Source organism: Agrobacterium deltaense RV3, assembly GCF_900013505.1.
Lineage (GTDB): Bacteria > Pseudomonadota > Alphaproteobacteria > Rhizobiales > Rhizobiaceae > Agrobacterium > Agrobacterium leguminum.
The window spans coordinates 388,565-408,227 of sequence record NZ_LT009745.1 but is presented as its reverse complement, the minus strand read 5'-3'; the positions used below and the strand labels follow the sequence as shown (position 1 = coordinate 408,227).

Here is a 19,663-nt window from a genome sequence, read left to right as displayed (position 1 = left end):
CAGCACTAGATGGGGTCGGGCGATTGGCGTGGGCGGCGGGTCCTAGATGGTTGGGCTCGCTTTTCACCCGGTGCGCCAGAAGCCTTAATCCGTGCTTTCCCATCACACACTTTGTATCTAACGCACCTGAGAAATTTTCCATACTTGCCGCTCCGCTCAACCATCCATCCGCTTTGGCATTCATTGCATGCGGGGTAGACTTGGCCACAACGGCAACGCGCTTCAGCTGAGCCATTGCTTCTCTCGGGTATCGCGCTGCCGCAAGCGGAGCAGGCAGGAAGCCAGTTTTTACAGTGACTTGTATGCTCACAGCTATGGAAGCTGCGGCCAGCCTGACTCTGCGACGATAATAAACGGCCCCCACACTCTCTGCAGCCATACACAACCGCTTCTTCGCCTGAAACGACCTTAGAGGCATATGCTGGCTCCTGCATCAGTTCCATGACGAATGAGGATGGTTTTGCCTCAGATGCAAGGATCGTCAACGTGTGGCGGGCACGCGTCATTGCGACGTACATCACCCGTCGCTCCTCCGCATATTCGAATGGTTCCTGCTCGGGGGAGACCAAGCTGAGCAGAGGATCATCGACCATTTCCGATGGGAAACCCATTCGACCACTATCTGCTTTCAACAGAATTACATGGTCAGCCTCAAGACCTTTCGACGCGTGTATCGTTTTAAAACTAATGCGCAGCTTCGGAAACTGAGGTTGCAGCGTGGCGATATCTGGCTTGATCGAACGATATCGACCCAGCAGCAAAACACTGGTTTGAGCTTCACGTGAAGCCTTTCCAGATATGTCGGAAAGCAAGTCGCGAAGCGCTTTGTCCTCCCGGTTCTTCTGCGTCATCACGATATTAATGGCGGGTTCGGTTGCCTTACCCGCCGGTATGATGTTTTTTGATATCTGCGCAGGATTCTTCAATACAAACGTTTTTGCCGCCAACGCGATCTGGTCAACAGAGCGGAAGGTGCGACCGAGATCAACTGTTCTATGCACGCCAGTTTCACCATTGAATGTTCCGCCGAACTCATCGCCGAAATACCGCATGAGATGAATATCAGAGCCTGCAAAGCGGAAGATCGATTGCCAGTCGTCACCAACCGCGAAAATACGCGCATCCCGATGCTGAGCCTTCAGAGCCTTCACCAATTTCGCGCGACCTTGTGAAATATCCTGGAATTCATCAACAAGGATATGGCGAAAAGGACTGACATATCGGCCTGTCTCAACATAACGTGCCGCTCTCAGAACCATGTCCTCAAAGTCGATACGCCCATCAAGCCGCCTCTGATATTCCTGATAAACCGGTTCAAAGACCGCAAGAAACGCCTTGGCGCGAGGGGCAAACTTCATCCGAACGGACTTGGCTTCGCAATCCGCTAGACTATATCCGCCGCCTTTGAATTTTCGAAGGAAAGCCGTGAGGAGATGGGAAAAGCTATCAACCTGTCTCAACTGCACGACGCGATCAAAAATCGTTTCAAGGGGTCGGGGTTGCAGGGCAACGTGCGGTGACAGCTTTTTCGCAAGCCCGGATAGTAGAGTACCCTCCTGCCGTTCGTAGCTGTAGGTTTCGATGAGGGTCGTTTGGTTTTCAGCATGGACCTGTCGTTTCCACGTCATACCCCGGAGATATTCGTCGCAATCTATAAAGGGAGCGGTGAAAAGCCGGTCATTGCCATCAGGCATTCTCTGTCGTCTAACACCGAAATGCTCGATGTAAACGCCGCTTTCCGTCAATCGAAAATCCGGACAATAATCTCGGCGACCTCCAGTGGGAACCTTGTGCTCGTAATTGGGCTCATATTCGTACTCTACCCCATTTTCGTAGAGCCAATTGGCGATCTGCAATTCCTCATAACTTTTGACAGTTTCGCCTTGGAGTGTTCGAAGGTCCTGCTGCTCGATGTGCTTGTAGAAGTCATGCTTCGTCTTGAAATCCCATTCCGTCTTGGGCTCGACCAAGAAATGGGAGAACCATTGAATGACGGCCTTTGCGACCTCTGTCAGCTTGAAAAACAGTTCCATGAGGATCTGCTTGATGACATTGACGAAAAGTAAATCGTCGCTGGCTTGAGGGGCTAGGGCGGGTTTTGAGCCCTCCACCTTGCCGATTATTCCATACGCAAGTGCGTGAAACGTCTGTGCCTTGATCGGCACGCCGGACCTCTCGCTTACGCGTTTCGACATTTCCGCCGCCGCATCCTTGGCAAATGCCAGGAGCAGGATTTCGTCCGGCCGTCGTATACCTGCTTTCACGAGATATGCCGCCTTGGCGGTGATGACACTGGTTTTGCCAGAGCCAGCCCCCGCAAGAACCAATGTCGCATCTTCATCAACGACCACAGACAGGCGCTGCTCAGGCGTCAACGGTTTGCTCTCAATGGTATCGAAAAATTCTTTCCAGCGCTCAAGACTGGACGCGACAAAAGTTTCGGCCGCGGTCTTCCTCAATGCTCCAGGGTGCGCGGCGAACTGTCTAACAAGATCGACCCGTGCAGTCGCGTCAGGGCCTATTGCCTTAGGCTGAAGCTTCGACAAAATCTTCGCATCAAGGGCCGTTGCTTCATTCAATAATGGAGAAAGAATGCATGCAGCGGGGTAATGAGTTGGTTGGGACAAGCCGACAATGGCGTCATGAATTCGAGATATGCGTGCTTCTTCCGTCTTGAACAGGTCAAGATTGACCGCAACCCAAGCCTTTTTCACCTCTTCTGCAAAGGCCAGAGCTTCGGAATGCCTAGTCCCCTTGAGAACAGCATCCTCCGATCCCGATAGCGAAATGCTTAAACTGGCTCCGAGCCAGTTCTTGTAGACGACTGGTGGCGATGTGATTGTTTGCAGGGACACTGACGACATTTGATCGCGCCTCAAAAGCGATAGATCCTGCTTATTCAGCTCCAAGCCCCCGATGTTCTTGCCAAGGGGATTTATGAGGATTCCAAGTAAGGGACGTTGCTGCAATCGGGCCAATGGTGGAGCCTTATTTTTTCGCTCTGACGACGCCATCATTTGAAAATGAACGCCACTGAAAGGACTCGTATATCAGCTGTTGTAAATTTTAGGTTGTCACTCTCAAAAAGCGCATCGGTCGACAAATTTGACAATCCTAAGTTGTTATGATATACTATTACGCAGCCGATGCTACTGTCGGTGTGAGGGGCCGTTTGGCCCCTCTTCTTGTTTTGGAGAGCTGCAACCATGAACGTTTCAACCCCTACACCCACGACCACCGCCTTACTCGCCACCCCTGCCGTCACCCTGCCCTGCCCTGTCATCATCCTAGGCCGTGACGACAACGGCAGGCCCCACGCCTCATTCTTTCCCGCCACCGACACCCGCGCCGCAGAGAAAGCCGCCGAACTGATGGGCATGGTGGCGCTCAAGGTGGAAGGCGACGAACTCAGGGCGTTTCTTGGCCGGTTGCCGCAGGGCAAGCTGTTCGATAGCGGCAAGGCCTTCGTGCCGTTTGTGAAGCAAGACCTCTATCAGGCCATCGCCGCCCACCTGTCCGATGAGGAGCGCGAACGGCTGGAGCAGCCGCGTGTGGTACCGGACAACCCCGCGCCCGAAACGGGCTACCCTGTTCCGCCCAAAAATATGCCCGAAAGCTGGGACCAGTTGACGGTGGGCAGCCTCGTGCTGGCGACTGAAGGCCCTTTGGAGGGGTGGTATGAAGCCACCGTCATCAAGATCGAGGGCGACACAGGGCTTCGCCTCAAGTGGCGCGATTATCTCGACATGCTGCCTTTCACCCGCCGCGTCGATCAGGTGGCCCTCATTCACCCTGCCTATGTCGAGAAGTGATCGTCATGGGCTGCGCTTTGAAACAGAACCACAGCGAGGATGCGGCCAATCGGGCCGCAGCCATCCGCGATAAAAACGACGCCTTTCGAAAAAGCTTCTCCGGCGGACGAGTGCTGCTGACGCCGGGAGTCACAAACCTCAGCGACGAACAACGGCGAGCGGTCATAGTGGCGGTGCAGACGTTCGATGATTTCTCGCCAGACAACGACCCTTACGGCGAGCACGATTTTGGTGCGGTCACGCTTGAAGACGCCGTGTTCTTTTGGAAGATCTACTATTACGACTCTGACCTGCAATTCGGATCATCCGATCCAGCAGATGACGATGTAACCTGCCGGGTGCTCACCGTCATGCGGGCAGATGAGTATTGAGCCGTGGCGGCTGTATCCGTGGGTGCTACCCAGCCTTCGGCTTTCGCCCTGCTCTCAATGGCTTGGGCGAAGCCAACTTGTCGTCAACGGCCGCAAAGAGCTCCGATACGTGGACATCAAGGGTGAGCGATATCGCTTCAAGCGTGGAAACAGTCACGTTTTCCATACCGCGTTCGACTCGCCCAACATACGACCTGTCAATACCAGCCTCTAAAGCCAGCCGTTCTTGCGAGAGGCCTTTGTCGACGCGCAGGCGTCGTAAGTTCCAACCGATTGTTTTGCGAACATCCATGAGCGCAGAAGGCCATATTCACGGCTTGACAATCGACGGACCAACAGTCCCATATTAAATCTTAAACGAGCATTGACTCGATCACTTCACTTAAGGGGGTATTCATGAAAATCGCAGTTGGAATTATCGGGCTCTTCCTCGGCTTGTTGGTGCTGCTGCAATCATGCGCAGTCACGGCGGGAAGCGGGCTGCTGAACGATCAAGCCACAGGCAGCGCCGGCGCGGTCGGCATGCTCACCGGCGTACTGTTGGTGATCGGTGGCGCGTTCTCCTTCGGCCTGCCGCTAGTGGGTGCCATCATCTTCCTCGTATCGGCGCTGATGGCCTTTATCGCGTCGTCGCAAGGCACCTTCGGGGATATGTCGGTTTGGGGCGTCATCGCCCTCCTGCTCACCGTCATGGGCTTCTTCACGTGGCGCTCGACCAAGCGGAAGAAAAACCAGCCCGTGGTGTGAAGACGCTAAGCGCACTCGGACAACAATCAGGGATACACGGGGATATTCATGAGCGCCTACCTTGACGCCCTGCGTCGCTACGCCACCTTTTCGGGCCGATCCACACGAAAGGAATTTTGGTACCACCACCTCGTGTTGCTGGGCTTAGCCATCGGCGGACTGATGATCGACGTGGCCATTGCCGGGCCACGCGAGCCGCAGCCTCTCGTTTCCGCATTGATCGTCATGGGCCACTATGTTCCATCGCTCGCCGTTATCGTCAGGCGTCTGCATGACCTTGAGAAAAGCGGCTGGCTTGTGCTGACCTGCCTAATACCGCTCGTTGGGATCGTTGCATTCATCGTGATCGGGAGCACCCCGTCGGCGCATGCCGCAACTGACTCTATCGGGACCCGCGATCAGCGCCCTGCCCCGCCTTGGGCCTCCTCTGACTCGGATCAACAGATTGATCGCATCGAAAAACTCGCGGCACTGCGCTCTTCAGGTGCGATCACCGACGAGGAATTTGAAACGATGAAGGCAGGCATCATCGGCAGCGACCAGTTTTCTGGAGAGCGCCGAACCGCCGCCAACCCCATGGAAAAACCATCATGACCAAGAATGCTGGACTACTTCTTACCGTACTTAGCCTGAGCGCTGCTGTCGCAGGTTCAATCTCTACGCCTGCCGTGGCCGGAGAACACTCCTACCACAAGGGTAATAGCTGGCAGGTCATACTGAAGACGCCAGACCCTTTTGGCGATGAAGCATTTTGCGGTTTTCGCAGTACGGCGTGGTCAGGGAAGTCGGTCGCGCTCGAATACACGCTGATCGGCATCGACAAAATCGTCCCTCGGCTGCGCGTCACCAAGCAAAACTGGAACCTGCCCGCTGGCCAGACAACCCATGTCAGCATTGGCACCGAATGGGCGGGTAACATTCAGTTCGTCTCAAAAGTGGTCAATGGCGATGAGCTTTACGGCGAAATCCCCGAGACCGTTGCGGAAGACGGGGGTGGCTTCAAGATCACCACCATTCTGGGCACAGCCATCTCGACAAACAAGCCGGTGCCATTGGCAATCACCTTCCAAGGAAATGAGCCGCCGTGGCTTGTGCCGGTGATGAGCTATAAAGAGGCAATAGCGCTAGGGACTGGCTTCGATACCTGCATATCCACCTTAACCGAGCTTGCCCCATCAGTGTTTAAGGCCCCCGGGGCCTCGTCCACGTCGCCATTTGCCCAACCGTCAGGCGAAGGTGCCGGAACAGCCGCGCAAGCGCCTGCAAACCGCAGCGTCATGCTTCAAAACCCGCCGCCGAAGTCAGCCGCAGCCACCGCCGCCTCAACATCATCGTGGACGTTCGAACAACGCGAGGAGGATTGGGGCGATACTTGTTTTGTGGAAGCCAAGCAGGACGACGTAACGGTTGGCTTTATGGGTGCACCGGGCAAGGATTTCGTTGCGTTCGTGGAGAATGGAAATTTTGACGGCATTGTTCGCGCGTCTTGGCAGGTCGATGACAAGGCGGCGCAAATGTCCAACGGCCATCCAGAAGACTATTTCGGCTGGCACGGCTTCTACGAACTCTCACCGCAAATCCTTGATGAAGGCAAGAAAGGCAAAAAACTGGAAATCGCTGACCTTGATGGCAAGACGATAACCATAAGCCTCGCCAATGCCACCGCCCCTTTCGCTCAGTTTCAAATGTGCTTCAACAAAGCTGCTCCAACGGCCGAAAAGGCGAGCAATTATCCCTCTGCGAAGCAAACACCTCCAAATCGGAAGGGCTGCGTTCTGGAAGTCGACGGAAGAAAAGCGATAGATGGTGCATGCTATTGGGGGCCTTACGGGAGTATGGACGGCAGCTTCGTGATGGAGGCAAATGGGTTCTTTGCACTCATCGGCATTGACACAACTGGCGCGAACGGCGCGTGGAACAAGACGCCGGGCAGTACCCATGCGCATTCCGATCTTGGAGAAATGAAGCGTGATGGCAAATGCTGGAAGAATAGAAGTGTGCGGGTTTGTGCTGGCAATGAATGAGTTAACGTCGGTATTTAGGCGAAAAATGTAAACGGCATGGCGCGGAAGCAGATTGGTGATTTGGTATCAATAAAGATTTGGTGGATTTGATAGACCTACCGCTGGTGAAAAAAATTTAGTGATTTGTTTTAACTGACCAACTTGGAGATGCAGTCCACAAATTTGAAATGTCGGGCTGCGCAACTGAGAATATATATTTGGCATCGAGCTTATGCCGCAATGACGAGCTCGCTACCCCGCAGGTCGTCGGGTGCATATTCTTTACCCGAGCCGAAGGAATAGATCCGACTTACGTGCCTGCCATCCCATACGAACTTGAAGTGGTTGCCCTGAACAGCTCGATCCAGAACCTCACCTCGAAGCACGCAGACGCAAAAACCAGTGGCTCGCTCTGGCGGCCGATAGAGCAGCCCGTCGAAACCTGCGGCCATAATCTCCTGACCACACCTGAACCTCGTCTCTATATCAAGGCCCGGATCCCAATCTCGACCGTCAACGAACCGACCTTTCACGGCGCGCGACAATTCTCGCATCTCAAGCCCAATCGGTGCCTCGGCGGTGCGAGACAGGAATGTTTCCCGTTTCCGTATAGAAACAGAAAGGGCTGTTTGAATGTCGTTAGATAATTCTAGCACCGGATGTTCGGGGCCGAAAAACCGCGAGCCCTCAGGGTTATGATATGTGAACGGGGCATGATTCCAGTTCTGAAGGAGTGGGGCGCTATCGTCGACAATCGCAGCGCCGCCCCTGAGAATGCGCTCACGCTCTTTCAGGCGCGGATTGGTCAGGGACTCAATCTCAGCCAACTCCTTGCTACGATCGCTCGCTACTCGCGCGAAAACGTCAATCGTCGGAAACCGCGAGGGAATGAGAGTAAAGAACGTTTGCTTGACATCGATCACAATAAAAGAGTTAGCCGCCACGCTGTGCGTCCACATACTGTCTGACACGGAATATATCCATCACCTGGCCGCCGCGCATCACATCGAGAGCGCTTTGCCCGCGGAAAAAATGGTTTGGTCTTCGGATCCAAGTGTCAGCAGCTCTGTGATCGGGAAGTAGAATCTCGAGGGCTTTATGGATCGCGAGCAGGTGAGAGACTCGCTCGACGGTGTCTCGTGGCATGGAGCCTCCTTCTTTTTTCCATTTAAAGAAGGTAGATCGACCGGGCGATCCGAGTAGAAGAAGTTGGTCTTCGGTTGAAAGGCCCCACAACTCCGCAAGTCCTTGAAATGCCTCCATGACTGCGGGAATCGATGATCGCCCTTCGGCCGCTACGGCGACGGGTTCGACATTAGCCACGCGCAATTCTCCCCAAAAGTCCCGATTTGGACTTGATCTACGAATTAGTCCTGATATAGATTAGTCCACATCGGGACCTGAATCGCAGTGTAGTCCAACAGCGAATCACGATCAAGAGTCGCCGGAGAACGGAGCGCAGTTATGGTAAAAGATCACAAGAAATATGAATTCACCGTCGACGGCGCGCTTTACAGCACCGGCGATAAAGTCATGGACGGAAGTCAGATTCGCGAGACTGCGGGCAAAGTGCCCGCTAGTGAGTTTGTGCTGATACAGATCGTGGATAAATCCGGGCGCTCGATTGGCCTGGAGGATGACGTGAAGTTTGTCCACGGTGAGGCAGCGGTATTCCTGTCTTTCCAGAGCGATCGAGTCTTCAACTTCACTGTTGATGAGCGTGGTTGGGAATGGGGCGCGGCAGCAATCGCTGCCGCCGATATCTATCTTCACGCGGAGATCGATGAGGACCGTGAACTGGTTCTCGATAGCGATGGTGATTCGATCATCCCGGTCGATGGCAAACTCGATTTGAGCAGCAAGGGCGTAGAGCGCGTCCGGAGCCGCGAACCCAAAACCGTGACAATCAAAGTCAACGGGCGACCGCGAACCGTTGAGAAGCGTCGCCATAGCTATCGCGAAATCGCAGCGATTGCTTATCCGAATCCCGACTTCGAAAACTTCAACTACACCACGACATATCTCCATGGGGTCGGAGGTGCAGAGGGCGATCTCGTTGAGGGTGAATCTATCATGGTCAAGAATGGGATGGTGTTCAATGTCCGCCGATCTGATAAGTCGTGACCCGTTTCTGAAACAGCTCGAAGACGAAGGCTTCGAGCTTGAGGTGAGCAATGGTCATTTGATTGTCCGTAGCATCCCTTATGTGACAGTCGATGGCTCGCTGGCCCGCGGCGTCCTCACCTGCGCCCTCTCGCTTGAAGCGTCCTCAGGACTGACATCGACCCCGCAGGGTGATCACACAATGTATTTCGCAGGTGGGATGCCATGTCATCGCGATGGGAAGCCGATGAATAATATCGTCCACAGCGCCGCCCAGCAGCGCTTCGGTGACATCGATGTTAACTATTACTTATCGTCGAAGCCAGAGATCACTCATCGCTACGAGAATATCTATGACAAGGTATCGGCCTACGAGGGATTGATCGGTGGTGCAGCGAGATCATTGGACCGAACGGCCAACGCCAGAACGCATGCCTGCGGGCTGATATCGAATGACAACAGCCCATTTGCAATCCCTGACTCTGCCTCGGCCCGATACCGTATCGGCGCAGTAAACCGAAAGCTTATGGGGCGGGTCGCCATCATCGGCCTTGGCGGCACCGGCTCCTACCTGCTCGACCTTCTTGCCAAGACATGGGTCACTGAGATCCACTTGTATGACGGAGATCAGCTTCTTAATCACAATCTGTTCCGGTCGCCTGGCTCACCTGAAATGGAGCTACTCAAGGAATTCCCTTTCAAGGTGAACTACTACGCGCAGGTTTACGCGCGTATTCACAAGGGCATCGCTCCCCACCCGGTCCGCATAACATGCGGCAATGTTGACGAACTCTCGGGCTTCGACTTCGTCTTTGTCTGCATCGATAAAGGTTCGTCTCGTCGCGAGATTGCTGCGGGGCTGGTGCGGTTGTCGATTCCATTTGTTGACACCGGGATCGGCGTTGGCCTGGAGGAAGGAAGGCTTGACGGATGCGCCAGAGCGTCATTTATTCCTCCAGGCACCGACTGGCGCGAGGTCGAGAGGCTGCTTCCCTTTGGCGATGATGTAGAAGATGACGATGTCTATCGGACGGATATCCAGATCGCGGCCGTCAACTCACTAAACGCAGTCATGGCGATCATGCGATGGCAGCGGTGGGCAGACTATTTTCGTGATGAGCGTAATGAGATGAATTCGGTTTACATGATCGAGGGAAACAATATCTCAAACAGAGCTGCGATATGATGCGAGTCGACAGGCTGAGGACTGTCTTCACGGCGGAGATCCCTGAAACTCTCGACGACGGGGTTTTGTATGTTTCGCGGGAGTGCCGCGTCGCGCTCCACAATTGCGCGTGCGGGTGCGGTGAGGAAGTATCGACGCCTCTTGTTGCAACCGAATACAGGTTAACTATGCACGGCGACGATGCATCGCTCTGGCCATCGATCGGCAATCACGACTTTGCCTGCGCTTCGCACTACGTTATCCATAGAGGGATGATAGTTTGGGCGAACAAGATGTCACGGGCTGCAATCGAGGCTGGTCGGGAGAAGGATCGACTTCTTAAGCGACCGCCCGCGGCTCAGCATTTCCCCGTTGGAGAAACGGGGGGGCCGAAAACCAGAGATCTATACGGCTGGCTCAAGTTCATTTTCCGAAAGTTCTTCAACTGACAGGCCGCTGACGCAAGTTAGCAACGACCTGCATCGTTCTAACGTGCAGTGCATTGCGGTTAACCGCCGAGAGAATTCGATGGATGGCAGCATCGTACTCAAAGACGGCCTTCTGCTGTGATAGGCAGTACTGAGCAACCTGGCCAATTCTGGCCAAAGCCGACATTCGTTACACCCGTTTTTGCTTCACCGCAGCTTCTTGGGAGTCGTCGTTCAGAGCTCACCGATCACAGTCTTTCGAACCAGTTGCGTTGAACCGCTGATATGCGGCAACCTGGCCCCGGTCGATAAACGCAAGAACAATCCGTTTTGGTACCGCAGTCGATCACATAGCGCCTGCAACTTCGCGTGATCATGTTCGTCACCGGCGGGGTTGGTGGATTTCTTCACTTCAACGGCCAGTAGATTGCGAAGATTGTGCCCAGGTTCATGCACAATGATATCCGGAAAAACTCGATTAGTCGTCAAGTCACCGTTCTCATCCGGCATCTTAATGTCTTTCGGTTCAAGTCCGGGTCCCTTCCGATTGTACTCAATGTCCACATTGTACTCCGGAAATCTAGGCCCATCAACATAGCCAATCGCCCGGATGGTGCCCGCTCACCAACGTCTTGAGCTAATTTTTGGGCACCCTGATCGTAGAGTTCTTGTAGACATTTGCTGATTATTTCATCTAGTTGATTGCGATCCAAATCTGTCTCTCCAAAAACTCGGCGGCACGAGATTGGCCTGATCAGCGTTTCGTGACTTTCATCACAATTTGTCTGAATTGCCTCTCATCTACTTGGTGAAAAATGGCGTGGGGTTGGGCCCGGACAGCATAACGAACTGCATTATGAGGATGCCCATAGTTGTTCGGTCCGGCCGCGGCAAAGCCCACGCGCAGTTTCGGCATGGCATTCAAGAGCTCGTTGCTATGGTTGTGGATCGATCCGTGATGCGGAAGCATCAATACGTTAGTCAGTCCTAAGAATCGTTGATAGAACTTTAGAAAACGTTGTCGTCGGCGCAGACCATCGAAATGCGCGTCCCCAGTGAGCATCCACCCACCACCGGCGAACCAAGCGTGAGTACCGTCCCAATAGGAATGTTGTTTGAAAGTACAAATTTCTATGTTCATTTTTTCAGGTTTTATTGGACCGCAATACAGCGTCATGGAGATTAGGTTGTGATTGGCCCATAGCTCATCATAACAATTGCGCAACCTCGCTCTTATCGCCGGGTCCTTCGCCATTTGAGCTATAGTCTTCTTGTCCATGCTCTTACCGAATTCGGCATCCAGGGCGTCATTGAACGCTTTCATTAGAGTAGCCGAAGGTTTGTGGGCATATGGGACTAGCACCCAGTTGAGCAGTCCGCCCCATGTCGTAAAAACGAGAGCCGCTCCTGGAGAAACTCTCTGCAGTTGCGCGGTACCTTCGCCGGTTTGAGCGGTGGTGCCAGAGGCCAGGATAGGTTCCTTGCCGCCCGTCCATTTCAAGGTAATGTCGCCCTCGTCGCCTCCATCCGGCGCGCCAGGCACGTCTGGGCCTTCGACACCGTCATCGTCACTGTATTCGATGAAAGTGACGGTCTCAACGCCACGGCTTCCAAACCAACGCGGCAGATCGCTTGCGGCCTCAACAAATACTCCAGTTAACGAGCCACGGGCAGCATCACGCGCGATGATCGCGACTACAGCTTCCTCATCTAGATAGGGCAATACCACCTGTCTTACTTTTACCTGAGACAGTAAAAGATCGACACCGTTAACGTGGTCACTGTCAAAGTGTGAGAGAAAAAGCAGGTCGATATCGCCGCCACTGGCGACTGAGCCAACCTCTCGTATCAATGCATCGACCTGATTCGACCCGCAATCATAGACCCAGCGAAGCTGGTTTTTGTCCAAGCGTCAACTCCCCGCAATGCAAGCCACCCTGACCAACCGCATGTTGCACCATCTTTACAAGCATCTATCATCTCTTTTTCAAATTTCGGCCTCTGTCCTGTCACAATATTCGGCCGCGCCTAGTTCGTAATCGCCAAAACGCTTAACACCGGAAAAAATAGTCAAGTGTATCCTTAGCTTTATCCTTCCGCTCAAAGAATGATATTATTTCGCTGCGGGCCAAGCGCAACAAAATCTTACTTGCTAATACGAACTAGGGTGGAAGCTTCCGCACCCATCTTCCAATCTGGTCAGCCCTTTCTGGACATTCGTCACAACCGCCATCTCTAGTGCACCGTTCCGCACGGCTTAAAGATGACGGCGCAAGACGGCGTTCGCCTGCATGTCTGCTTTTGCTTCGAGAGTGATCATGTAAAGGCGGTTCTGCGCGCCATATCAGTCACGAGCAGCTCACCGGCGTCGGACAGGATGAAGCCAGAAATTTTATCAGCTAGCAAGGCAGCAATTACGAGGAAAATCGAAGGCTAAACTCACGCATCTGCTTGTGCGGATTTTGGTCCGGCCTTAGGTTTTCTTAGCATATCGGGATAAGGGAATCATATGTCCGCGCAAGGCAGAAACGAAAAGTGCGATTGTGGCAGCGGGAAAAAGTACAAGAATTGTTGCTTGCGGCGCGATACGACGACAACAGACACGGGGATAAGTTCACTTATCCTTGAGGCCGGTCGGAGAGGACTTGAGGCCCAACGAAGCGAGCGTGATCGCGCCGAACAGACACTCAGGCAATTACTTCAAGATCAGCGCGCTACCAAGGACGATCGCCTCAATGCCTCTCTGTCCTTGGTCGGGGTTGTTCAACGGCGTGGCGATCATAATGAGGCGCTTGAACTCTTGAAGGCGATCAAACTAAGCTCGGGTTCGGAAGCTGTAGTCCAGGTTATGTCTCTAACGGCAGTATCTCTTACCCAGCTCGGCAAATATGACGATGCAGCAGCCCTCTTCGATCAAGTTTTCGCGCATCCCGCTTCCGCTAACCCTTTAGCTTCAGGTTGGTGGGAACTAGAGGCTGGTCGGACGTATTACCTTGCCGGGCGAATTAAGGATGCAATCCGGGTTACAAACAGCGCTGCTGCGTCCTTCGAGACGAAAGGCGAGCTTGAGCATCTGATCAGGGCTAAGTCCAATCTAGCAAGCTTTATGCTGAAATCCGAGAAAGAGGATGAGGTCGAACTCGGAGAAAGGCTTCTTGAGGAAGCCTGTGACTTAAAAATATCCATTGGCGACGCAGAAGGAGCGTCTACGAATTTCTGTCAGCTCAGCCTACACCACTTTTCGCGCGGCCGTTTTGAGAAGGCGATCGCGTATGGACGAAAAGACCTTAAATTGTCGCGTTTCGTCGGTGACGAAAGACTAATCGCAAGCACCCTTGGCAATATGGCGAGCATTTATCTACAAGCGCTACAACTTACGGAGGCAAGACGATACAACAATGAGGCTAAGGCAATTGGCGAGCGATTACAGAATCCCGATATTCTAGATAAATGCAGTGCTATTTCAGAGCAAATTGAGGAAGTAGGGCGGTTCGCCGGTGCGAATAAAATTGGCATCGGAAAGTTGGCAGATTGTGCGTGCAATTCCGGCAAAAATTACATTGATTGCTGCGGGCGAGCAGATCATGAGCCGATTGCATTGAGAATGCCAATCGGCGGCGTATCCGAAGATGTCGATGAAATTAAAGAGGCTTTGGAAGATGCTGGGCTGACACCAATCCAGCTCGATTTTGCAATGAGAAATACTTCTGAATCCCGGAGAAGGATCGCCTGGTCGGAGATGCGAGGCCATGATGGCTGGTTTGAGATGTTCGAACTTCCGGATATGGCGAACATGCATCTAAATGCGGCGGAGTCGCTTGCCGCCCAAGCAGCTGAGCAGGAAGACGCCGTTAATGAGCCAATTGCTTGCGCGATGCTGGCCGTTAGTGCGTTGGAAGCATTCATCAACACCACGATCTATTTCGCGAAAGAAGCCGCACCTGAGCGTGCCATGACGTTACCACAAGCCCTTCTAGACGGAGCATACGATTTTCAGCGCTTTACCGAACTGACTCAAAAATGGGATCTACTTGGTGCGGCCCTATGTAAACAATGGCCACCTCCCGCGCCGCTCTGGAGCAATTTTGTGCGGTTGGTTCAGCTAAGAAACGAGTTAGTTCATTACAAAGCCGAGGGGTTTGCACGAGTTGCTCCTGCCGAGAAGCATTTGCCAGAGCATCTACGTAACTTACCACCGGAAATCACATTGCGTGACGTGCACCGTAGTTGGCCTATTCGACTGTTGACTCCATCTTTCGCAACATGGGCTGTCGCAGTCGCTAACGATTTGATTCATTACTTTCGGTCATCCTACCGGTTTGCTCTCGTTGATGCGAAGGAGTCCACGACAGGCCCGCAGCAATGAACGTGCCGGCGCGAAGTGGACGCGTATGGTCTGAATGCGCGCCCGCCGGCCATGCACTCAAACGGCGGGCGGCAGGCCGGTCACGGGCCCCATAAAGAACCCGGAGACACGCAACTTGTGTCCGCTCTGGCAGATATTGTCGAAAAACATCATTAGACGCCCTGTCGCGCTTGCCTAATTATCCCTGGCTAAAAAGGGATTTCATCGGTGCAGAATTGTGGAAACTTAACTCCTGAACTTTCGCGGTGCCCGCGCAATCGCGGTCGAGCCGCAGCTTATTGCAATTGACGGGTACGCGTCTTTCAAGTAAGCCCACGGTGAAGGCCGTCTTGCGATGACGGCCTTCTGACTGCCAGTCCTAGTGGTAACACTAGGAGTAGTCATATGACGAAGCATGCAATTGAGGTGATCACCTCCGTAGAGCGCCGTCGGCGCTGGTCACGCGAAGATAAAGAGCGGCTCGTCGCTGCGTGCTTTGAGCCAGACGCGGTCATCTCGGAGATTGCCCGCGCGGCCGGGATCCATGTCAGCCAGTTGTTCCGTTGGCGCAAAGAGCTTTGTCGGATCGAGGAGCCAAGATCTGACACTGCGGCTTTGGTGCCGGTGATCGTGTCCGAGGCCGCTTCGACAGTCTCCCCCGCTCAGCCGGAACCACCCACCAAATTCCATCCTCGTCGGAAGCGCAGCGATGTAACAATCGAACTAGGTCGGGGCCGACGCGTCCGCGTGGAAAGCGACATCGACACGGACGCGCTTGGCCGGATTCTCGATTGCGTATTGGGTCTGCGATGATCCCGGTTCCGAGTGGTGTGAAGGTCTGGCTGGCCACGGGCTATACGGACATGCGCAAGGGCTTCCCCGGTCTGTCGTTGATGGTGCAGGAGGCGCTGAAGCGTGACCCGATGTGTGGGCACTTGTTCGTATTCCGCGGCCGCGGCGGTGGCCTGATCAAGGTGATCTGGCATGACGGCCAGGGAGCTTGCCTGTTCACGAAGAAGCTTGAGCGAGGACGCTTCATCTGGCCGTCAGCGGCCGATGGCACGGTGGTGATCACGCCTGCGCAGCTCGGTTATCTGCTGGAGGGCATCGACTGGCGTATGCCGCAAAAGACCTGGCGGCCGACGTCGGTCGGATGAGCAAAAACACTGGAATGATGGGGTCAAATATGATTCCATCCTGTCATGAGCGACGCGACCGAAGAGCTTCCGGACGACCTTGCCAGTGCCCTCGCATTGCTGGCCCAGGAACGCGCTCGACGTGTTGCAGCCGAAGCAGAAGCGGCAACCGCCAAGGCAGAAGCCGCCAGTGCAAAGGCACTCGTATCGCATTCCGAGGCGCTGATCGCACGGCTGAAGCTGGAGATCGACAAGGTTCGCCGTGAACTCTACGGCAGCCGGTCCGAGCGCAAGGCGCGGCTCCTGGAGCAGTTGGAACTGCAGCTCGAGGAGTTGGAAACGGACGCCGGTGAAGATGAACTGGTGGCGGAGATCGCAGCCAAAGCTTCAACCGTCAAAGCCTTCGAGCGCAGGCGTCCGTCACGCAAGCCCTTTCCCGAACATCTGCCACGCGAGCGCATCGTCATCGCCGCTCCCGCCAATTGCGCCTGCTGCGGATCGGCCAAATTGTCGAAGCTTGGCGAGGACATCACCGAGACACTGGAGGTCATCCCGCGCCAGTGGAAGGTCATCCAGACGGTGCGGGAGAAGTTTACCTGTCGCGAGTGCGAGAAGATCACGCAGCCACCAGCACCCTTCCATGTAACGCCACGCGGCTTTGCCGGGCCAAACCTGCTGGCGATGATCCTGTTCGAGAAGTTTGCCCAGCACCAGCCGCTCAATCGTCAAAGCGAACGCTATGCTCGCGAGGGCGTCGACCTTAGTTTATCGACGCTTGCAGATCAGGTCGGAGCTTGCGCCGCGGCGTTGAAGCCACTTCATTCTCTGATCGAAGCGCATGTCCTTGCCGCCGAACGTCTGCACGGCGACGACACGACCGTGCCAATCCTGGCCAAGGGAAAGACAGATACGGGCCGCATTTGGACCTATGTCCGGGATGATCGGCCGTTCGGAGGCCTCTCACCGCCGGCAGCCCTTTACTATGCCTCGCGCGATCGACGGCAGGAGCATCCGGAACGCCACCTGAAGACCTTCACCGGTATTCTGCAGGCGGACGCCTATGGCGGCTACAATCCGCTGTTCAAGGGTGATCGCGATCCAAATCCGCTAAGACAGGCGTTTTGTTGGGCACACGCGCGTCGCAAGTTCTTCGTGCTCGCAGACATTAATGCGAACGCCAAGCGTGGAAAGAACGCCGCGCCGATCTCGCCTATGGCGCTCGAAGCCGTCAAACGGATCGACGGCCTGTTCGATATCGAGCGGGAGATCAACGGGCTTACGGCCGATCAACGCCTGGAACGTCGCCGCAAGGAAAGCCTGCCGCTCGTCGACAATCTGCAGGCCTGGCTTCAAACCGAGCGTGCAAAACTGTCGCGCAGTTCTCCGGTCGCCGAGGCGATCGATTACATGCTCAAGCGTTGGGATGGCTTCACGTCATTCCTGGAGGATGGCCGGATTTGCCTCACGAACAACGCCGCGGAGCGAGCCCTGCGAGGCTTCGCACTCGGTAGGAAGTCCTGGCTCTTCGCCGGATCAGACCGCGGCGCGGATCGTGCAGCCTTCATGGCCACGTTGATCATGACGGCAAAGCTCAACGACATCGATCCGCAGGCGTGGCTGGCCGACGTTCTTGCCCGCATCGCCGACACGCCGATTACCAGGCTGGAGCAGTTGCTTCCGTGGAATTGGACGCCGCCGACCGTCAACGCTCAAGCTGCCTGACCTGTGGCCTTCACCGGAGGCTTACTCTTTCAACAGTATCGGCGCAAAGCTGTCGTAAGACAGGCGACCATGGATAACGCCAACCTGTTGCACTGGGGTATACCCCCAAGTGACGCATCGCTCGCGTCGTCAACGATGTAACTTCCGGGTTGACGGCACCTATTTGTGACGAGGTAGCCTAGGGCCTAAAGCTTGAGGTTACATGTATGGCTCGAATTGGTTACGCGCGCGTCAGCACCACCGACCAGGATTTGAAGGTTCAGCTCGATCGACTGCGGTCAGAAGGTTGCGAGATTGTCCGATCAGAAAAGGTTTCGGGTGGCAGCCGCGAAGGTCGTACCGAACTTGCTACAGTGATCGAATTCCTGCGCGAAGGAGATGAGCTGGTCGTCACCCGGCTTGACCGCCTGGGCCGAGATACGCGCGACGTGCTCAATATTGCCCACGAGTGCCAGCAGCGAGGCGCGTTTCTAACCGTTCTGGACCCGCACGTTTCGACGCGTGGCGAGATGGGACACATTATCCTTACGGTTCTCGGCATGGTAGCTCAGATGGAGAGGCGCTTTATCAAAGAACGACAACGAGAAGGCATCGAGCGAGCTAAAGCCTGCCAGGCTTACAAAGGCGGTAAGATTCGCTTGGATCACGGGCTTATCAAACAGCTTGATGCTGGAGGAATGGGTGCCTCGGCAATATCCAAGGCAGTTGGGTGCTCTCGCATGCAAGTCTATCGTGTGCTTGCCGCGTCGAGATCTTGACGATTTCGCCGGTGCAGTCATCTGTTGGCAGCATTAGACAGAAGGCTCATCCTTCGCAGCTTATTACCGCGGCATATCGAACTTTATATCTGTCGTTAAAATGCCGGTAAATCTACAATAGACTTACATCTCCTTGATAAGGTCGCTTCCATCAGGTTCGCAAAACCGAGAAAAATCCGTTTCAAGTCTAGGTGCATTAGACTTGAGAACTCGCCGTATAGAGTCAGCGACGCGTTCGCGGGAAGTTTCCCGAATAACTTTTTTGATTGCTGGTTCAAGCCCGAAATGGAAGATCCATGCGACTACATCGTCTTTGCCAAATGACGTGTACACGAGCTCATCCATTCTTCTTGCGAGATTGATGGTCATCGCGATTAGGCACGATACATCCTTCAGAGTGGGCCGGCCTACCCGAGCATGGTCCAAAAGCATTGCAATGTCCAAGTTTCGGTATGCGTCGTGGATTTTCTGAGCATCAAGGGTGAGAGTTGCGGTATGCTTCGGTTGAAGCGAGAAGCTTCCATTATGGACGATGCGGTTGCGCCAGTGCACGAGAACGACGGCGCCGGCGACGAGATAGTTTTTGCCGCCAAGCAATGCAGATGCAATATCATCTACCTTTTCCGCCAGGCCGGTGTCTTTAGTCCACTTACCAGTTATGGGGGCAAACCGAGGCAACGCAGAATACGCTTTAATGAAGGCTGAGAGTGCCTCCGACGCGCGAACCATAAACGCTTCGACAGCAAAATGTCTGGCCATGCGCGCAGCGGATATAGGATCGGTGGGCTCCCACTTTATATCCAGAGCCTCAGGTTTCTCATGGCCGCGCTCTACCGCATCAAGGCCGACCACTATAGTGTTGAGGTAAAAGGATGCTTTTCCGATATCGTCGAGCAAATGAGTAAGAGCGGCTGACACCGGTAGTTTGGCGGCGCCGCCGCCTGGATTCGAACCTGTACTTCCCGCTTTCAACTTGGAAAACCCCATTCTAGACGGGTGTGCTACCATTACACCACGGCGGCAATCTTAGTTACCATCCGTGCATGCTCCTTGCAAGACATGTAACTTTCTTC

Annotated in this window: 20 protein-coding genes and 1 tRNA gene; 13 read left to right on the top strand and 8 right to left on the bottom strand. The window is 54.5% G+C overall.

Going from position 1 to position 19,663, the window contains the following annotated elements:
• Positions 1 to 5: 5 nt before the first annotated feature.
• Positions 6 to 2,909 (bottom strand): UvrD-helicase domain-containing protein, encoded by a 2,904-nt coding sequence (locus tag AGR7B_RS02065; protein ID WP_245317686.1) that lies wholly within the window; start codon positions 2,907 to 2,909, stop codon positions 6 to 8.
• Between the two features lie 297 nt (positions 2,910 to 3,206).
• On the opposite strand from AGR7B_RS02065, the gene AGR7B_RS02055 reads away from it, so the two are divergent.
• Both AGR7B_RS02055 and AGR7B_RS02050 read left to right on the top strand, forming a co-directional pair.
• Positions 3,207 to 3,812, top strand: a complete 606-nt coding sequence (locus AGR7B_RS02055; RefSeq protein WP_080855918.1) for a hypothetical protein — start codon at positions 3,207 to 3,209, stop codon at positions 3,810 to 3,812.
• Between the two features lie 5 nt (positions 3,813 to 3,817).
• Complete coding sequence (locus tag AGR7B_RS02050) at positions 3,818 to 4,183, top strand: DUF3768 domain-containing protein (RefSeq protein ID WP_080855917.1); 366 nt, start codon at positions 3,818 to 3,820, stop codon at positions 4,181 to 4,183.
• Positions 4,184 to 4,208: 25 nt separating this feature from the next.
• Here AGR7B_RS02050 and AGR7B_RS02045 read toward each other — a convergent pair whose 3' ends face one another.
• On the bottom strand, positions 4,209 to 4,475 hold the full coding sequence (locus AGR7B_RS02045; RefSeq protein WP_080855916.1) for a helix-turn-helix domain-containing protein: 267 nt from the start codon (positions 4,473 to 4,475) through the stop codon (positions 4,209 to 4,211).
• A 104-nt stretch (positions 4,476 to 4,579) separates the two neighbouring features.
• Between AGR7B_RS02045 and AGR7B_RS02040 the strand changes: the two genes are divergently transcribed.
• The 3 genes from AGR7B_RS02040 to AGR7B_RS02030 are packed head-to-tail and all read left to right on the top strand — an operon-like array spanning position 4,580 to position 6,954.
• Positions 4,580 to 4,930, top strand: coding sequence for a hypothetical protein (locus tag AGR7B_RS02040; RefSeq protein ID WP_080855915.1), 351 nt, complete (start codon positions 4,580 to 4,582; stop codon positions 4,928 to 4,930).
• Between the two features lie 48 nt (positions 4,931 to 4,978).
• On the top strand, positions 4,979 to 5,524 hold the full coding sequence (locus tag AGR7B_RS02035) for a DUF805 domain-containing protein (protein ID WP_080855914.1): 546 nt from the start codon (positions 4,979 to 4,981) through the stop codon (positions 5,522 to 5,524).
• Positions 5,521 to 6,954, top strand: a complete 1,434-nt coding sequence (locus AGR7B_RS02030) for a hypothetical protein (protein WP_080855913.1) — start codon at positions 5,521 to 5,523, stop codon at positions 6,952 to 6,954. The genes AGR7B_RS02035 and AGR7B_RS02030 overlap by 4 nt, the downstream gene beginning before the upstream one ends.
• Before the next feature lie 209 nt (positions 6,955 to 7,163).
• On the opposite strand, the gene AGR7B_RS02025 is transcribed toward AGR7B_RS02030, so the two are convergent.
• Both AGR7B_RS02025 and AGR7B_RS02020 read right to left on the bottom strand, forming a co-directional pair.
• Positions 7,164 to 7,877, bottom strand: a complete 714-nt coding sequence (locus tag AGR7B_RS02025; protein WP_245317685.1) for an RES family NAD+ phosphorylase — start codon at positions 7,875 to 7,877, stop codon at positions 7,164 to 7,166.
• Positions 7,867 to 8,256: an MbcA/ParS/Xre antitoxin family protein gene (locus AGR7B_RS02020; protein ID WP_080855911.1), complete on the bottom strand. Its 390-nt coding sequence runs from the start codon at positions 8,254 to 8,256 to the stop codon at positions 7,867 to 7,869. The genes AGR7B_RS02025 and AGR7B_RS02020 overlap by 11 nt, the downstream gene beginning before the upstream one ends.
• 141 nt (positions 8,257 to 8,397) lie before the next feature.
• Between AGR7B_RS02020 and AGR7B_RS02015 the strand changes: the two genes are divergently transcribed.
• The 3 genes from AGR7B_RS02015 to AGR7B_RS26135 are packed head-to-tail and all read left to right on the top strand — an operon-like array spanning position 8,398 to position 10,650.
• Positions 8,398 to 9,057 carry a multiubiquitin domain-containing protein gene (locus AGR7B_RS02015; RefSeq protein ID WP_080855910.1) on the top strand — a complete coding sequence of 220 codons (660 nt, stop codon included), beginning with the start codon at positions 8,398 to 8,400 and terminating at the stop codon, positions 9,055 to 9,057.
• Positions 9,032 to 10,222, top strand: coding sequence for a ThiF family adenylyltransferase (locus AGR7B_RS02010; RefSeq protein ID WP_080855909.1), 1,191 nt, complete (start codon positions 9,032 to 9,034; stop codon positions 10,220 to 10,222). The genes AGR7B_RS02015 and AGR7B_RS02010 overlap by 26 nt, the downstream gene beginning before the upstream one ends.
• Positions 10,219 to 10,650 carry a ubiquitination-like system serine protease family protein gene (locus AGR7B_RS26135; protein WP_080855908.1) on the top strand — a complete coding sequence of 144 codons (432 nt, stop codon included), beginning with the start codon at positions 10,219 to 10,221 and terminating at the stop codon, positions 10,648 to 10,650. Before AGR7B_RS02010 ends, AGR7B_RS26135 begins: the two co-directional genes overlap by 4 nt.
• 213 nt (positions 10,651 to 10,863) lie before the next feature.
• On the opposite strand, the gene AGR7B_RS02000 is transcribed toward AGR7B_RS26135, so the two are convergent.
• Together AGR7B_RS02000 and AGR7B_RS01995 are read right to left on the bottom strand one after the other, a co-directional pair.
• Positions 10,864 to 11,193: a hypothetical protein gene (locus tag AGR7B_RS02000; protein WP_080855907.1), complete on the bottom strand. Its 330-nt coding sequence runs from the start codon at positions 11,191 to 11,193 to the stop codon at positions 10,864 to 10,866.
• Positions 11,194 to 11,383: 190 nt separating this feature from the next.
• Entirely contained in the window at positions 11,384 to 12,538 is a 1,155-nt protein-coding gene (locus tag AGR7B_RS01995) for an MBL fold metallo-hydrolase (RefSeq protein ID WP_080855906.1), read from the bottom strand.
• A 600-nt stretch (positions 12,539 to 13,138) separates the two neighbouring features.
• On the opposite strand from AGR7B_RS01995, the gene AGR7B_RS01990 reads away from it, so the two are divergent.
• The 5 genes from AGR7B_RS01990 to AGR7B_RS01970 all read left to right on the top strand — a co-directional run bounded on the left by AGR7B_RS01990 (position 13,139) and on the right by AGR7B_RS01970 (position 18,590).
• A complete protein-coding gene (locus AGR7B_RS01990) occupies positions 13,139 to 14,995 on the top strand; it encodes an SEC-C metal-binding domain-containing protein (protein ID WP_080855905.1) in 1,857 nt (618 codons plus the stop codon).
• A 384-nt stretch (positions 14,996 to 15,379) separates the two neighbouring features.
• Positions 15,380 to 15,787 (top strand): IS66-like element accessory protein TnpA, encoded by a 408-nt coding sequence (gene tnpA, locus AGR7B_RS01985; protein WP_080855904.1) that lies wholly within the window; start codon positions 15,380 to 15,382, stop codon positions 15,785 to 15,787.
• Positions 15,766 to 16,131, top strand: coding sequence for an IS66 family insertion sequence element accessory protein TnpB (gene tnpB / locus AGR7B_RS01980; RefSeq protein ID WP_425352577.1), 366 nt, complete (start codon positions 15,766 to 15,768; stop codon positions 16,129 to 16,131). The genes tnpA and tnpB overlap by 22 nt, the downstream gene beginning before the upstream one ends.
• A 45-nt stretch (positions 16,132 to 16,176) precedes the next feature.
• Positions 16,177 to 17,832: an IS66-like element IS66 family transposase gene (locus tag AGR7B_RS01975; protein WP_080855902.1), complete on the top strand. Its 1,656-nt coding sequence runs from the start codon at positions 16,177 to 16,179 to the stop codon at positions 17,830 to 17,832.
• Between the two features lie 206 nt (positions 17,833 to 18,038).
• Positions 18,039 to 18,590, top strand: coding sequence for a recombinase family protein (locus AGR7B_RS01970; protein WP_080855901.1), 552 nt, complete (start codon positions 18,039 to 18,041; stop codon positions 18,588 to 18,590).
• Between the two features lie 123 nt (positions 18,591 to 18,713).
• Here the strand turns inward: AGR7B_RS01970 and AGR7B_RS01965 are convergent, their stop codons facing one another.
• The gene (locus tag AGR7B_RS01965; RefSeq protein ID WP_162934016.1) at positions 18,714 to 19,562 is read right to left on the bottom strand and encodes a hypothetical protein; all 849 of its coding nucleotides are present in this window, start codon (positions 19,560 to 19,562) and stop codon (positions 18,714 to 18,716) included.
• Positions 19,523 to 19,612 (bottom strand) — tRNA-OTHER (locus tag AGR7B_RS01960). The genes AGR7B_RS01965 and AGR7B_RS01960 overlap by 40 nt, the downstream gene beginning before the upstream one ends.
• Between the last annotated feature and the right edge of the window lie 51 nt (positions 19,613 to 19,663).

Excerpts from the sequence above, each read along its gene's own strand:
- AGR7B_RS02055 (WP_080855918.1), top strand. The coding sequence starts at position 3,207 with ATGAACGTTTCAACCCCTACACCCACGACCACCGCCTTACTCGCCACC.
- AGR7B_RS02050 (WP_080855917.1), top strand. The coding sequence starts at position 3,818 with ATGGGCTGCGCTTTGAAACAGAACCACAGCGAGGATGCGGCCAATCGG.
- AGR7B_RS02045 (WP_080855916.1), bottom strand. The coding sequence starts at position 4,475 with ATGGATGTTCGCAAAACAATCGGTTGGAACTTACGACGCCTGCGCGTC.
- AGR7B_RS02040 (WP_080855915.1), top strand. The coding sequence starts at position 4,580 with ATGAAAATCGCAGTTGGAATTATCGGGCTCTTCCTCGGCTTGTTGGTG.
- AGR7B_RS02035 (WP_080855914.1), top strand. The coding sequence starts at position 4,979 with ATGAGCGCCTACCTTGACGCCCTGCGTCGCTACGCCACCTTTTCGGGC.
- AGR7B_RS02030 (WP_080855913.1), top strand. The coding sequence starts at position 5,521 with ATGACCAAGAATGCTGGACTACTTCTTACCGTACTTAGCCTGAGCGCT.
- AGR7B_RS02015 (WP_080855910.1), top strand. The coding sequence starts at position 8,398 with ATGGTAAAAGATCACAAGAAATATGAATTCACCGTCGACGGCGCGCTT.
- AGR7B_RS02010 (WP_080855909.1), top strand. The coding sequence starts at position 9,032 with ATGTCCGCCGATCTGATAAGTCGTGACCCGTTTCTGAAACAGCTCGAA.
- AGR7B_RS26135 (WP_080855908.1), top strand. The coding sequence starts at position 10,219 with ATGATGCGAGTCGACAGGCTGAGGACTGTCTTCACGGCGGAGATCCCT.
- AGR7B_RS01990 (WP_080855905.1), top strand. The coding sequence starts at position 13,139 with ATGTCCGCGCAAGGCAGAAACGAAAAGTGCGATTGTGGCAGCGGGAAA.
- tnpA (WP_080855904.1), top strand. The coding sequence starts at position 15,380 with ATGACGAAGCATGCAATTGAGGTGATCACCTCCGTAGAGCGCCGTCGG.
- AGR7B_RS01975 (WP_080855902.1), top strand. The coding sequence starts at position 16,177 with ATGAGCGACGCGACCGAAGAGCTTCCGGACGACCTTGCCAGTGCCCTC.
- AGR7B_RS01970 (WP_080855901.1), top strand. The coding sequence starts at position 18,039 with ATGGCTCGAATTGGTTACGCGCGCGTCAGCACCACCGACCAGGATTTG.